Raw genomic sequence first — 12,634 nt, forward strand, 5'->3', positions numbered from 1 at the left:
ATAAGCGATGTGAGGGTACTGGTCACTGGACAGGCAGCCTGCCTGCCACAGATATCAGGGTTAATCTGGACTTAATGCATGTCGCCCAAAAGGGAAACCGGTTTGGGGCAACGACATTCACCAAACGAACGAGTTGATGCAGTTACTGGCCCGGTGAAGCGCGTTTCATAAGAGCGCATCCGATTTGACTGGTCCGACAGCTTACGCGGCTTCGATGTTCGGCCGCGAGGAGAAGATAAAGACTATGGCGACAAAGGAAAAGGAAGAGGTCGAAACCGAACGCGAAGGCGCCACCGATGGCCCTCTGCTCGACCTTTCCGATGATGCTGTCAAGAAGATGATCAAGGCCGCCAAGAAGCGCGGCTATGTCACCATGGACGAGCTGAATTCGGTGCTGCCCTCCGAGGAAGTGACCTCCGAGCAGATCGAAGACACGATGGCGATGCTGTCCGACATGGGCATCAACGTGGTCGAGGACGACGAGCAGGGCGAGGAGCCCGAGGCCGCCGACACGGCGGCCGATGCCGAGGAAGACGCCAACGAGCTGGCTGAGCAGACCGGCACCGCAGTCGCCGCCACCACCACCAAGAAAGAACCGACCGATCGCACCGACGATCCGGTGCGCATGTACCTGCGCGAGATGGGCTCGGTCGAGCTTTTGTCGCGCGAGGGCGAAATCGCCATCGCCAAGCGCATCGAGGCCGGCCGCGAGACGATGATCGCCGGCCTGTGCGAAAGCCCGCTGACCTTCCAGGCCATCATCATCTGGCGCGACGAACTCAACGAATCCAAGATCCTGCTGCGCGAGATCATCGATCTCGAAGCCACCTATGCCGGCCCCGAGGCCAAGCAGGCGCCGGTGGTCGAGCGCATCGAGGAAGCCAAGGTCGAGGACAAGCCGCGCCGTTCGCGCGACGAGGAAGAAGACATCACCAATGTCGGCGCCGATACGCGCGGGCTGGTCGATGACGACGAGGAAGACGAGGACGAAGCGAGCCTGTCGCTGGCGGCGATGGAAGCGGAACTGCGCCCGCAGGTGATGGAGACGCTCGACGTCATCGCCGACACCTACAAGAAGCTGCGCAAGCTGCAGGACCAGCAGGTCGAGAACCGTCTGGCTGCGGCCGGCACACTTTCGCCCAGCCAGGATCGCCGGCTGAAGGAGCTGAAGGACCAGCTGATCAAGGCAGTGAAGTCGCTGTCGCTCAACACGGCGCGCATCGAGGCGCTGGTCGAGCAGCTCTACGACATCAACAAGCGCCTGGTGCAGAACGAAGGCAAGCTGCTCAGGCTCGCCGAAAGCTATGGCGTGCGCCGCGAAGAGTTCCTGAAGGAATATCAAGGCTCGGAGCTCGACCCGAACTGGACGCGCGCGATCGGCAATTTGACCTCGCGCGGCTGGAAGGAATTCACCAAGAACGAGAAGGACGCGATCAAGGACCTGCGCGCCGAGATCCAGAACCTCGCCACCGAAACGGCGATCTCGATCCTGGAATTCCGCAAGATCGTCAACCAGGTGCAGAAGGGCGAGCGCGAAGCGGCGATCGCCAAGAAGGAAATGGTCGAGGCCAATCTGCGCCTCGTCATCTCCATCGCCAAGAAATACACCAATCGCGGCCTGCAGTTCCTCGACCTGATCCAGGAAGGCAATATCGGCCTGATGAAGGCGGTCGACAAATTCGAATATCGCCGCGGCTACAAGTTCTCGACCTACGCGACATGGTGGATCAGGCAGGCGATCACGCGTTCGATCGCCGACCAGGCGCGCACCATCCGCATTCCGGTGCACATGATCGAGACGATCAACAAGATCGTGCGCACCTCGCGCCAGATGCTGCACGAGATTGGCCGCGAGCCGACGCCGGAAGAACTGGCCGAAAAGCTCGCCATGCCGCTGGAAAAAGTGCGCAAGGTGCTGAAGATCGCCAAGGAGCCGATCTCGCTCGAAACGCCGGTCGGCGACGAGGAGGATTCGCATCTGGGCGATTTCATCGAGGACAAGATGGCGATCCTGCCGATCGACGCGGCGATCCAGGCCAATCTGCGCGAGACCACCACGCGCGTGCTGGCCTCGCTGACGCCGCGCGAGGAACGCGTTCTGCGCATGCGCTTCGGCATCGGCATGAACACCGACCATACGCTGGAAGAAGTCGGCCAGCAGTTCTCGGTCACGCGCGAGCGTATCCGCCAGATCGAGGCCAAGGCGCTGCGCAAGCTCAAGCACCCGAGCCGGAGCCGCAAGCTGCGCAGCTTCCTGGACAGCTGAGCTCGGACGGCGGTCGCCGGCCAGTTCAATCCATTCGAAGGCCCGGAGCGTCCGCCGTTCCGGGCCTTTTTTACAACGGCACGTTCAGCCGCGTCCCCTTGACGATGATGCCGCCCCGGTCGCCGATCTCAATCGAACCATAGCGCTGCCTGAAGCACTCGGGCAGCGGACGGTCGCCGGGGACCGACAGCCACAGGCGCAGCATATGGCGACGCTTGTCCGGGTCTGGCCAATCGCGAAAGCCCATGCGGTCGTGCAGCAGCGAATGATTGTAGACAAACTGCATGTCGCCGGGCCGAAGCCGCATCGACAGGTTCAGCAGGGGATCATTGGCAAGCCTGTCGAAGAGATCCAGCGCTTCGATATGCGCCGCGCTCAGCCGCATGGCATCGGGGAAGCGTTGCGCGCTGTCGATATATTGGCGCTGATAGATACCGGTCAGCAATCCGGCATGCCAGTTGAGGACCGGGATTTCGAAGTAGGGCTTTTCCCCTTCCGGTATCTCGCCGCGCCGGTCGGTGGCGATCGGATCAAACAGCAGGCGCACCAGATCGGGCCGTCTTTTGCGCATCTCGTTGTAGATCGTCACCGTGCTAACCAGCAGGGACTCGCCGCCTTGCATGGCATCCCTTAGGCAAAGCAGACCGACGACATCGGCGGAGTCGGTGTGAAACGTCTGGCGCTCCGACGTCTGGTAGATGCGTGTCGTGGCGTCCCTGGCGTCGGCGCCGATGTCGCGGACATGGCCGAGGACATGGCCCTGGGCATTCTGGGACCGTGCGCTCCCCAGATGCGCGCCGACCCCGCAGAAGACCGTTGCCGCCATTTGCGCGGAGTATCGCTCGACCGGGAGGCCGCGAAGCACCTCGAACCCAATGCCTGCGATGAGTTTTTCGCGAAGGGTGGCAAGATGGCCGGCAAGCCTGGGCAAGGGGAAATCAGCCTTGGTCAAATTGCCGATATCCTGCGAGCGGGCGAGAAAGCCGGTTGCCGCCATTTCCAATTCCGCGACGTCCTGCGGGTCCAATTCGACCAGCCAATTCTGCGGATGCTTCGCCATGTCCTCGCCGGTCCACGCGGCAGGACTTTCGATCTTTCCCGGCGGCAGCTCGATGGTCTCGCGCATGAAGCTCTCCTGCGGCCGGACCCGTCTCGGACACCGCCGGGGATTTCCCAGGCTGACGGCCACGACGGAGATTGCCGCAATCGGGCGGGTTTTTAAACCGGCTTTCCCAGGTCGGCGCCGACTGTTTGCCGTCGTCGCCATGCCGCCGTCTTCGTGGCGCCTGGCGCGAGGCTCGCCTTCACCCAGCAATCGTGCGCCGGAGCGATAGTCCTTGCGGGACGTTCGCCGCGGGAGGATAATTTCGTATCGGATGCATTTCTGGGCGACAACCCGGATGCCCGCCCCGGCGAAGCCGCCGTGCTCCGTGGCCCCGGAGGAGGTGTGCCATGACAAGCTACATCGTGCTGATGAACTGGACGGAGCAGGGCGCCAAAAACGTGCGCGATTCACCGAAGCGGCTCGACGCCGCAAGGAAGCAGCTGGGAGATATGGGTGGATCGTTCAAGGCGTTCTACCTGACCATGGGCGAATACGACATGGTGGCGGTGGTCGAAGCGCCCGACGACGCGGTGCTGGCGCGTTTCTCGCTGATGCTGGCGGCGAGCGGCAATGTCAGGACGCGGACACTGAAGGCCTTTCCCGAATTCGCCTACCGCGAGATCATCACCTCGCTCGGATAGGGCCGTGACGAAACAGCGCGTAAAGCGCATCGCCATTCCTGGGGAGCTTGCGCTAGGATATAGCCATGTCCGAACCGCATTCGCATTCTCATCTGTGGCCTGGCGTGCCGCTGGCGCTTGGCTCGGCCGCCTTGTTCGGGGCGACGCCGCCGCTCAGCAAGCTGCTGCTCGAGGGCGTCAATCCCTTCATGCTGGCCGGGCTGCTCTATCTCGGTGCTGGACTTGGCCTCGCTCTGTACCGCCTGCTCCGGGGCAGGCAGGCCGCGGCCGGGGAAGCGCAGCTGACCGCTGGGGATATTCCCTGGCTGGCGCTGGCAATCGGCATGGGTGGCGTTATCGCGCCGGTGCTGCTGATGTTCGGCCTGACCCTCAACACGGCGTCCAGTTCGGCGCTGCTGCTCAATCTGGAAGGGCTGGCGACGATGGCCATCGCCTGGCTCGTCTATCGCGAGAATGTCGACCGGCGTCTGCTTCTGGGTGCCTTCGCCATTCTGGCGGGCGCCGTTCTGCTGTCGTGGCAAGGCGAGGGTATCGCCTTCAACCGTGGCGCCCTGCTGGTGGCAGGGGCTTGTGTGGCCTGGGGGATCGACAACAATTTCACGCGCAGGATCTCGGCCACCGACCCGGTGGTGATCGCCATGCTCAAGGGGCTGGTGGCGGGTGTCGTCAATGTCGGGCTGGCGCTTGCCGGCGGGGCTTCGTTCCCCCCGGCGTCGGTCGTGGCAGTCATCGCGGCCGTAGGCTTCTTCGGCATCGGGGTCAGCCTGGTGATGTTCATCGTGGCGTTGCGTCATCTAGGCACGGCACGGACAGGGGCCTATTACTCGCTCGCCCCCTTTATCGGCGCGTTGCTGGCAATCGCCATACTGGGTGACGCCGTCACGCTCAAGTTGGCGGTTGCCGGGCTGCTGATGGGCGCCGGCCTGTGGCTGCATCTGTCGGAACGCCATGAGCATGAGCACGACCACGAGGAACTGGAACACGAGCACAGCCATGTGCATGACGAGCACCACCAGCACCAGCATGACGGGCCGGTGAGCGAGCCGCATTCGCACTGGCACCGGCATGCGCCGATGCGCCACCGGCATCCGCATTATCCCGACCTGCACCATAGGCATGGCCACGGATAGATGCTGACTGTCTGGTACAACACGCGATGCCCGGTTTGCGATGCCGGCATTGTCAGGCAGAAGCGGCGGTTGATCGAAGCGGTCAAGGCTGGGCGGATCGAGTTCCGCGACATCAATTTTGAACCGGCAGCGCTTGCCGGACATGGCGCGTCGCTTGAGGATATCCGCCGCCGGCTGCACGCCACCGACGCGGCGGGCGAGCTGCTAATCGGCGCCGACGTTGCCATCGCCGTGTGGGAGGTCACGCCCGGCGAGGGCTGGCTGGCGACTTTGTTCGGCAATCCGGCTGTCTTGCCGCTGACACGCTTCGCCTATGATCGTTTCGCCGACCTGCTCTATGCCTGGAACCGGCGCAAGGGTCGCTGGTAGCAATTCGTCATTGATGACCAGAAGTGCAAAGGTCCGGAGGACATCTCCGGACCTTTTTCGCGCGAGCTATCGGCGGGCCGGTTCGCACAGCGCGCCGACGATGCGGCGCACCACCGGCAGCACCAGCAGCAGCATCGGAAACGCCACCAGCCAGGACAGGCCCCAGGCGGTTAGCCAGATGGACGGCAGGTCGGGGTGGAGGCCAAGGCTTTTCAGCGTCGAGATGAACGAGACGATGAAGGTCATCAACAGCGACAGCACCAGCGGGCTGAGAACAGCGGCATAGCGCGCAGGCAGCTTCCTGCGCTGATGTCTTGCATTCATTTTGAGGGTTTCCCTGAAGTGTCCGGTCCGTCGCATTGGCATCCATTCGCCGGTGACCGGCAAAATTGCCCGGAAAGACCGGGGTTGGATGCGTTGCTTGACGTCAGACGCTTACGGAGCAGCCGGGGCGCTCGCGGTCCTTTTAGCGGCACGTTTCGCTGAAGGCAAGCCTCTGGCGCCATATCGAGATACATCGTAAGATATATCTTGACTCCACCGATTGGCTTGCCTAATTAAGATATATCGTAAGATAGAACTCAAGGAGCAATCAATGCACAAACATTTTGGGAACAATCATTTCGGCGAGCGCATGTTCATGCACATGGCCGGCAAATTCGGCGGGCGCGGCGGCGGCTTCGGCCCGTTCGGGCACGGTGGTCGTGGCGGTGGACGCGGCGGCCCGGGCGACATGTTCCGCGCTGGCCGCATGCTGGCCGACGGCGATCTCAAGCTGATCACGCTGTCGCTGCTGGCCGAGGCGCCGCGCCACGGCTACGACATCATCAAGGCTCTGGAAGAGCGCACCAGCGGCATCTACAGCCCGAGCCCGGGCGTCGTCTATCCGACACTGACCTTCCTGGAAGAGGCCGGCTATGCCGCCTCCGCCGCCGACGGCAACAAGAAGGTGTTCTCGATCACCGAGGCGGGCCAAGCGCATCTCGCCGACAACCGCGAGATGATCGATGGCGTGCTCGAGCATCTCGAGCGCTTCGGCCGCAAGATGGCCAAGGCGCGCGACTGGTTCGGCTGGAACGACGAGCGCGAAGAGGGCGGGCGCCGCGGCGGCCGCTCGGAGGCGCGCGACGAATTCCGCGCTGTCCGCCACCGGCTGCGCGCGGCTCTCGGCGACTTCGTCGATGCCCCGGCTGACAAGCAGGCCGAGGCAATCGCCATCCTCGAAGCCGCCGCCGAGGCGCTGGAAGCGCTGTCGCACAAGTAAGCTCTTCCGGCATGGCAGGGCGCAGCCCTTGCCCGCCAGGCCAAGGACCGATAGTGAAATTCATCCCGCGCCACGCTACATGGTGCGGGATGAATGCTGTTGGAGGAAGCCCGATGTCTTTTCTGAAGCGTCTTTTCGGCGGTGGTGGCGGCGGAGCCGAGGCGGGTGAGCCGAAGAGCACGGCGCCGGCCAAGCAGGTCGAGCACAAGGGTTTCCTGATCAGCGCCACGCCCTACAAGGCGGATGGCCAGTACCAGACCTGCGGCATCGTCTCCAAGGAGATCGACGGTGTGGTGAAGGAACACAAATTCATCCGCGCCGACCGCTTCGCCGGGCTCGACGACGCCGTCGACATCTCGATCAAGAAGGGCATGCAACTGGTCGACGAGCAGGGCGAGCGGATTTTCGGGTAAGCAAGACCGGTCGAGGCGAAGATCCTCGGCATCTCGCAATGAGCCCAATCGTTCAAGATGAAGATGCTGCCACGCCTGTCGGGAATTGCCAAAACAAGACCTGGTCTCCGCAATACGCCCCGCTATGCCGTCAAAGCCGGCTCACTCTAGAGGCCGCCTTGCCGGACGCTATGGCAGTAAATGCATGAGCTCGTCCGGCATTGGGGTAACCGCCGGCACAGGAGTAGCCGCCGGCGTGGGCGCGGCCGGATCGGTAACATCCGTTCCACCGATGACGTAGCCCGGTTCTTCCGACTCCGAGTAGACTTTCGTTATGATGCCTGATTTGAGCGCTTCAGCGTCCCAGACATTATAAAGGCCCTGCGGCGTTGCCAGCCCCATCATGGCGAACACATCGGCACTGTTGATGCCCATTTCGTCGAAATAATCAGACATCATCTGCTTCAGCGCCGGATCAGGCACCGTCGAAATCTCGTCGAGGTCTCTTCTGCCGTTGTGCATTCGGGGTTTCTTCCGGCCGTTCGTTATCTGATGGACGGCGATCCGGGCATTGGCAGCCGCGGCGCGGACCTGGCCTCCAGCCAGGGCCCATGGGCAGGCCGAGAAACAGTATGCCCCGCCAGAATGAACTTCCCCTTCCGACCAGCCGTTCCTGACCATCTTTTCTGGACAGCGCGGCACCAGCATCGGACAGCCGTTCAACTGCGTCCTGCCTATCGCAGTTTCGAGGCCGGCGGTGCGGATCATGCGTCCCATTTCGAGCGCAGCATCCACGTTCCCGCCGCCAGACTGAAACACGACAGGAAGCTTCTGGCCTTTCAGCTTTCTCAGAAACTTCTCAAATTGTCCGGCTGTGTCAGGTTTGATGATGCCTTCGGCAGAGATCCATTGGACGCAGCTTACCGTGCAATCACCGTTCCGAACCAAAATGAAATTCATCGGCCACACTTCGGGCGTTTTCTGCTGTGCGGCGGCCGATGCGGTAGCAACCAGGGCCGCAAAGAAGCCTGTGACGATCAAGCAAAAGGTTGCGAGCGGACGCAGGCGAGTTGTCACGATGAAAAGTCCCCGCAAACAGCAGAATAATTGCTATCGTCTCAGGCCTGTCCGACACAACCTTTTTTAGAATTCCGTCGGCAAGGGATGGCGTCCATGAAGAAGAGTCTCGACAATTGAGCGTAGCATTTGCCAAGGAGGAAAGCGCCGAGGCGGCATCGGAAACCATCCTGCCGGCTCGCCCTATCTCCGATCGGATCAACTTCGTCACCGAGGTGGGCCTCAAGATGCTGCAGGTTGAATTGGCTCGCGCTCAGCAGGCTCTCGAGGCCGCGAACGTGCTGGAAGATGTCAACGAGAGGCGACGGCAGTCAGCGGTTCCGGTTCGGGATATGCGCTACTATGCCGAGCGCGTCCGTACGGCTCAGCTTATGTCGGTGCCGACGTCCAACGAAGTGATCGCCTTCGGTCACACCATTACCTTCGAGCGTGACGATGGCCGCACTCAGACCTTTCGCATCGTCGGTGAGGATGAGGCCAACCCGTCTCAGGCTTCCATATCGCATGGTTCGCCGGTTGCCATCGCGCTGACTGGCAAAACCGTTGGCGACTTTGTCCAGCTGGGGCAGCGCGAACTTGAGATCCTGTCCATTTCCTAGTTGGACATCAGGTATGGCGTACGACCGGGGCGAGTGCCTGGAACCAATGACGGGCGAGACTGTTCAATTGTAACTTTGGTACCACGCTGACGAGCCCAACCGTTGGGCAAGCGGCCACTTGAGGAGCTCTCATCATGATGATTTCGTCCAGACTTCGTTCACTCGCGGTTGCCGCCATAGCCGCCGGGGCCGTCAGTGTTGCCAGTGCCGCGCATGCCGACAGCGGCACGATTCGCTTCGCCGTCTACAAGGCGGCATTCTTCATCGGTGGCTCCGGCGGCGAAGGCACGCTGACCTTCCATGGTCGCAGCTACCCCATCTCCGTCGGCGCCGTCTCGGGCGGTCTCGCCTTCGGGGTTTCGAAGACCTATTTCCGCGGGACAGTGCGCCATATCAGACGCGCCCGGGATGTGACGGGGGTCTACGGGGCAGCGGGCGGCGGCGGCGCTCTCGGCAAAGGGGCTCAGGTGATCGTCATGACCAATGACAAGGGCGCCCAACTCGAACTCACAGGCAAGCAGGTTGGCCTGCAAGTCAACGCCGATCTCAGCGGTATGGCCATCACGGTGAAGTAAAAAAGGTTCGTCAGTCCTTGGATGGGCGGACCGAAAGGCTCCCGCAGCGCCGGCAGCTTCTGCAAGGCGCCGTCGTTCGCATCGTGGAAGACGTAGGTCGGCTTTGGATCAACCGACCTTCGCTCTTTCAATCACAACTCCTGTTGCCCGCTATGCCGCCTGCAACTCCCGTCGCGGCAGTGGCGGGAAGGCGATCGCGATGCCGACCGCGCCAAGGCCTATGATGGCCGAACCGATGAACAGCCAGTGGTAGTTGGCGTAGGCATCAAACACCATGCCGCCGGCCAGTGGTCCCAGCGCCATGCCGAGGCTGGACAGCATGGTGGCGGCGCCGAACACGGTGCCGAGGATACGCTGGCCGAAATATTCGCGCGCCAGCACCGCGTAGAGCGGCATGACGCCGCCATAGGTGGCGCCGAAGATGACGGCCAGCATGTAGAACTGCTCGAGCCGGCTGATCGAGAGATAGGCGGCAATGACGATCGCCTGGATCGCCAGGCCCGCGATCAGCACCGGCTTGACGCCAAGCCTGTCGGCCAGCACGCCGTAGAAAAGCCGACCGCCGAGGCCTGCGAGACCCTCGACGCTGTAGATCGAGACGGCCGCCATGGGGGCGACACCGCATAGCATGGCATAGCTCACCATGTGGAAGATCGGCCCGGAATGTGCGGCGCAGCAGGCAAAGAAGGTGAGGCCGAGTACGATGAATTGCGGCGAGCGCAGTGCCTGGCCTACCGTCAGGCCAGCGCCTTCGGGGGCCGGCGCCGAGGCCACATCCGCCGTTGCGGGCTTTGGCGGCTGGCGGACCAGCAGCACCGCCGGCAACAGCAGCACCCAGGCGGTGATGCCGATGTCGAACATGGCGGTGCGCCAGTCATAGGCCGAGATCAGCCAGCGGGCGAAGGGCGAGATCGTCATCGGCGCCACCCCCATGCCGGCCGAGACCAGCGAGACGGCTAGGCTGCGGTTGGTGTCGAACCAGCCGGTGGTCAGCGCGATCATCGGCGCGAAGAAGGCGCTGGCGGCGAGGCCGACCAGCACGCCATAGGTGATCTGGAAGCTCAGCAGCGAACCGGCGCGGCTGGCCAGCACCAGCGCCAGCCCGAGCAGCACAGCGCCGATCATGACGACGATGCGGGCGCCAAAACGGTCCGAAATGGCGCCCCAGGCGAAGCCGCCAAGGCCCATCACCAGGAAATTCAGCGTCATGGCGCTGGAAATGCCGGCGCGCGACCAGTTGGTGTCGATCGCCATCGGCTCGAGGAAGATCGCCAGCGAAAACATCGTGCCGATGGCGACACAGGACATCAGCGCGCCAGCGGCGACGATGACCCAACGATAGGAAATGCTCATTCAAATCTCCCATGCCAGAGGGCAGCGCTGCGCGCTGCTTGCGTCCGAAGGACGCTGGCACCGAGGCCGACCCTACAATCCGGTTGCATTTTTTATCCAGTCTGAAATGGCGCCGTTTTCGGTGGCATGGTCTTTTTGGACGCATGTCGTTATCCTAAAACCGCTTCGCACTTTTGGGCGACATGCGTTAGATCGGCAGTTCCGACGTGTATTTGATCGTCTGGCTGGGAACGTCGGTCTTGACGTTCTGCACGCCCTTGATGCGGCTCAGATGCTCCGACTGGAAGCGGCGGTAGTCGTCGATGCCGGCCGCCACCACGCGCACCATGGCGTCGCAATCACCGAGCATCAGGTAACACTCCATCACCTGCGGCAGCTTGGCCACTTCGGTGGCGAAATGTTCGATTGTGTCCTCATCCTGCGTCTTCAGCCAGATGCGGGTGAAGAAGGTCAGGCCCTTGCCGATGCTGGCGGGGTTAAGCACGGCGACGTAGCGGTCGATGACTCCGGCCTCCTCCAGCAGCTTCACGCGCCGCAGGCAAGGCGAGGGCGACAGCCCAACTTCACTGGCCAGATCATTGTTGGCCATGCGCCCGTCGCGCTGCAGTGCCCGCAGGATCCGCTTGTCGACCTCATCCAGCTTCATGGCTTTGGATTCCATTTATTTTTGTATTTGTGACACTCAATGCCAAAATTTGGTGAAATACAACAATCTTCGCAACCAAATTTTGAGCCAGCGTCGGTATGTTTGTCGCCGACATCACGAGATTCCAGACGCAACCAGAGGCGGCGGCCGCCAGGCTAGCCGATGGATAGCCATGAGCATTTCACAGGCAGTCGAGGCGGCGGGCGATGGCTCGGGATCCGAGTTCCGCCGTGGCGTGACGTCCTGCGCGCCGGTGCTGTTCGGCACCATCCCTTATGCGCTGGTGCTCGGCGCCCAGGCCACGCAGAAAGGGCTGAGCACGGTCGAACTGTCCATGATGACAGGGCTGAACTTCGCCGGCGGCTCGGAATTCGCGGCGATCCAGTTGTGGACGTCGCCGCCGCACATCGTGCTCATCGTCGCCATCACTTTCCTGGTCAACAGCCGCCATTTGCTGATGGGAGCGGCACTGGCGCCGTTCCTGCGCGATCTGCCAAGGCGCAAGGTGTTTCCGGCGCTGTTCTTCCTATGCGACGAAAGCTGGGCGCTCGGGCTTGCCGATGCCAGGCAGCGTGCAGCGGCAGGCATCACGCCGGCCTTCAGTCCGCGTTATTATATGGGCGCGGCACTGGCGATGTATCTCACCTGGGTGGGGTTCACCACGCTGGGTGCCGTGCTCGGCCCGATGCTCGGCCATGTCGAGACCTTCGGTTTCGACATGGCGTTTCCGGCCGTCTTCCTGGTGCTGATGCGCGGCATGTGGACGAGCATGGCCGCGGCGCGGCCGTGGCTGGTCAGCCTCGTCGTCGCGGCGCTGTTTTATCTCTTCGTCCCGGGCGCCTGGTATGTCGCCGCAGGGGCTGTATCGGGGCTCATCGCGGCCTGGCTGATGGCAGGTGATGCATGATCAATGCTGCGACCCTTCTCACCATCGTTCTGATCGCCGGCGTTACCTATCTGACCCGGATCGGCGGCTACGTCGTGTTGCGCAACCGCACGCTCAGCGCCCGCGCCGCGGCGGTGATGGAGGCGGCGCCCGGCTGCGTGCTGATCTCGGTGATCGCGCCGGCCTTCGTGTCGCGGAATCCGGCCGATCTTCTGGCTCTGGCCATCACTTTTGTTGCTGCCACACGGCTTTCCATGCTGCCGACCGTGCTGATCGGGGTCGCTTCGGCGGGCCTTTTAAGACATCTGATCGGCTAGAACGAAAAAAGGCA

General features: G+C 62.6%; 15 protein-coding genes. 10 read left to right on the top strand and 5 right to left on the bottom strand.

Features of this window, described 5'->3' with window-relative positions:
* Positions 1 to 244 precede the first annotated feature (244 nt).
* On the top strand, positions 245 to 2,266 hold the full coding sequence (gene rpoD, locus C8D77_RS05500; protein ID WP_109661301.1) for an RNA polymerase sigma factor RpoD: 2,022 nt from the start codon (positions 245 to 247) through the stop codon (positions 2,264 to 2,266).
* A gap of 70 nt (positions 2,267 to 2,336) precedes the next feature.
* On the opposite strand, the gene C8D77_RS05505 is transcribed toward rpoD, so the two are convergent.
* The gene (locus C8D77_RS05505) at positions 2,337 to 3,533 is read right to left on the bottom strand and encodes a TauD/TfdA family dioxygenase (RefSeq protein WP_245951641.1); all 1,197 of its coding nucleotides are present in this window, start codon (positions 3,531 to 3,533) and stop codon (positions 2,337 to 2,339) included.
* 185 nt (positions 3,534 to 3,718) lie between these two features.
* On the opposite strand from C8D77_RS05505, the gene C8D77_RS05510 reads away from it, so the two are divergent.
* From C8D77_RS05510 to C8D77_RS05520, 3 genes are all read left to right on the top strand, one after another.
* Complete coding sequence (locus tag C8D77_RS05510) at positions 3,719 to 4,012, top strand: GYD domain-containing protein (protein WP_109660030.1); 294 nt, start codon at positions 3,719 to 3,721, stop codon at positions 4,010 to 4,012.
* A gap of 65 nt (positions 4,013 to 4,077) precedes the next feature.
* Positions 4,078 to 5,142, top strand: coding sequence for a DMT family transporter (locus C8D77_RS05515; protein ID WP_109660032.1), 1,065 nt, complete (start codon positions 4,078 to 4,080; stop codon positions 5,140 to 5,142).
* Entirely contained in the window at positions 5,143 to 5,511 is a 369-nt protein-coding gene (locus C8D77_RS05520; RefSeq protein WP_109660034.1) for a thiol-disulfide oxidoreductase DCC family protein, read from the top strand.
* A gap of 66 nt (positions 5,512 to 5,577) precedes the next feature.
* Here the strand turns inward: C8D77_RS05520 and C8D77_RS05525 are convergent, their stop codons facing one another.
* The gene (locus C8D77_RS05525) at positions 5,578 to 5,835 is read right to left on the bottom strand and encodes a DUF2798 domain-containing protein (RefSeq protein WP_109660036.1); all 258 of its coding nucleotides are present in this window, start codon (positions 5,833 to 5,835) and stop codon (positions 5,578 to 5,580) included.
* 271 nt (positions 5,836 to 6,106) lie between these two features.
* Here C8D77_RS05525 and C8D77_RS05530 point away from each other — a divergent pair, with 271 nt between their 5' ends.
* Positions 6,107 to 6,775, top strand: coding sequence for a PadR family transcriptional regulator (locus tag C8D77_RS05530; RefSeq protein WP_109660037.1), 669 nt, complete (start codon positions 6,107 to 6,109; stop codon positions 6,773 to 6,775).
* Between the two features lie 113 nt (positions 6,776 to 6,888).
* Positions 6,889 to 7,188, top strand: a complete 300-nt coding sequence (locus tag C8D77_RS05535; protein ID WP_109661303.1) for an HlyU family transcriptional regulator — start codon at positions 6,889 to 6,891, stop codon at positions 7,186 to 7,188.
* Positions 7,189 to 7,356: 168 nt separating this feature from the next.
* On the opposite strand, the gene C8D77_RS05540 is transcribed toward C8D77_RS05535, so the two are convergent.
* Entirely contained in the window at positions 7,357 to 8,244 is an 888-nt protein-coding gene (locus C8D77_RS05540; RefSeq protein ID WP_127265013.1) for a COG3904 family protein, read from the bottom strand.
* 116 nt (positions 8,245 to 8,360) lie between these two features.
* Here C8D77_RS05540 and greA point away from each other — a divergent pair, with 116 nt between their 5' ends.
* Together greA and C8D77_RS05550 are read left to right on the top strand one after the other, a co-directional pair.
* The gene (greA, locus tag C8D77_RS05545; protein WP_109660041.1) at positions 8,361 to 8,843 is read left to right on the top strand and encodes a transcription elongation factor GreA; all 483 of its coding nucleotides are present in this window, start codon (positions 8,361 to 8,363) and stop codon (positions 8,841 to 8,843) included.
* 134 nt (positions 8,844 to 8,977) lie between these two features.
* On the top strand, positions 8,978 to 9,418 hold the full coding sequence (locus tag C8D77_RS05550; protein ID WP_109660043.1) for a lipid-binding SYLF domain-containing protein: 441 nt from the start codon (positions 8,978 to 8,980) through the stop codon (positions 9,416 to 9,418).
* 150 nt (positions 9,419 to 9,568) lie between these two features.
* Here C8D77_RS05550 and C8D77_RS05555 read toward each other — a convergent pair whose 3' ends face one another.
* Positions 9,569 to 10,771: an MFS transporter gene (locus tag C8D77_RS05555; RefSeq protein WP_109660045.1), complete on the bottom strand. Its 1,203-nt coding sequence runs from the start codon at positions 10,769 to 10,771 to the stop codon at positions 9,569 to 9,571.
* Between the two features lie 187 nt (positions 10,772 to 10,958).
* Entirely contained in the window at positions 10,959 to 11,417 is a 459-nt protein-coding gene (locus C8D77_RS05560; RefSeq protein ID WP_109661305.1) for an Lrp/AsnC family transcriptional regulator, read from the bottom strand.
* A 172-nt stretch (positions 11,418 to 11,589) separates the two neighbouring features.
* Between C8D77_RS05560 and C8D77_RS05565 the strand changes: the two genes are divergently transcribed.
* Together C8D77_RS05565 and C8D77_RS05570 are read left to right on the top strand one after the other, a co-directional pair.
* Positions 11,590 to 12,324, top strand: coding sequence for an AzlC family ABC transporter permease (locus C8D77_RS05565; RefSeq protein WP_109660047.1), 735 nt, complete (start codon positions 11,590 to 11,592; stop codon positions 12,322 to 12,324).
* Positions 12,321 to 12,620 (top strand): AzlD family protein, encoded by a 300-nt coding sequence (locus tag C8D77_RS05570; RefSeq protein WP_109660049.1) that lies wholly within the window; start codon positions 12,321 to 12,323, stop codon positions 12,618 to 12,620. Before C8D77_RS05565 ends, C8D77_RS05570 begins: the two co-directional genes overlap by 4 nt.
* The last annotated feature ends 14 nt before the right edge of the window (positions 12,621 to 12,634 follow it).

This window comes from Mesorhizobium loti (assembly GCF_003148495.1).
Classification (GTDB): domain Bacteria; phylum Pseudomonadota; class Alphaproteobacteria; order Rhizobiales; family Rhizobiaceae; genus Mesorhizobium; species Mesorhizobium loti.

Bases quoted from the DNA above. Each gene is read 5' to 3' on its own strand.
- rpoD (WP_109661301.1), top strand. From the start codon at position 245: ATGGCGACAAAGGAAAAGGAAGAGGTCGAAACCGAACGCGAAGGCGCC.
- C8D77_RS05505 (WP_245951641.1), bottom strand. From the start codon at position 3,533: ATGGCGACGACGGCAAACAGTCGGCGCCGACCTGGGAAAGCCGGTTTA.
- C8D77_RS05510 (WP_109660030.1), top strand. From the start codon at position 3,719: ATGACAAGCTACATCGTGCTGATGAACTGGACGGAGCAGGGCGCCAAA.
- C8D77_RS05515 (WP_109660032.1), top strand. From the start codon at position 4,078: ATGTCCGAACCGCATTCGCATTCTCATCTGTGGCCTGGCGTGCCGCTG.
- C8D77_RS05520 (WP_109660034.1), top strand. From the start codon at position 5,143: ATGCTGACTGTCTGGTACAACACGCGATGCCCGGTTTGCGATGCCGGC.
- C8D77_RS05525 (WP_109660036.1), bottom strand. From the start codon at position 5,835: ATGAATGCAAGACATCAGCGCAGGAAGCTGCCTGCGCGCTATGCCGCT.
- C8D77_RS05530 (WP_109660037.1), top strand. From the start codon at position 6,107: ATGCACAAACATTTTGGGAACAATCATTTCGGCGAGCGCATGTTCATG.
- C8D77_RS05535 (WP_109661303.1), top strand. From the start codon at position 6,889: ATGTCTTTTCTGAAGCGTCTTTTCGGCGGTGGTGGCGGCGGAGCCGAG.
- C8D77_RS05550 (WP_109660043.1), top strand. From the start codon at position 8,978: ATGATGATTTCGTCCAGACTTCGTTCACTCGCGGTTGCCGCCATAGCC.
- C8D77_RS05555 (WP_109660045.1), bottom strand. From the start codon at position 10,771: ATGAGCATTTCCTATCGTTGGGTCATCGTCGCCGCTGGCGCGCTGATG.
- C8D77_RS05560 (WP_109661305.1), bottom strand. From the start codon at position 11,417: ATGAAGCTGGATGAGGTCGACAAGCGGATCCTGCGGGCACTGCAGCGC.
- C8D77_RS05565 (WP_109660047.1), top strand. From the start codon at position 11,590: ATGAGCATTTCACAGGCAGTCGAGGCGGCGGGCGATGGCTCGGGATCC.
- C8D77_RS05570 (WP_109660049.1), top strand. From the start codon at position 12,321: ATGATCAATGCTGCGACCCTTCTCACCATCGTTCTGATCGCCGGCGTT.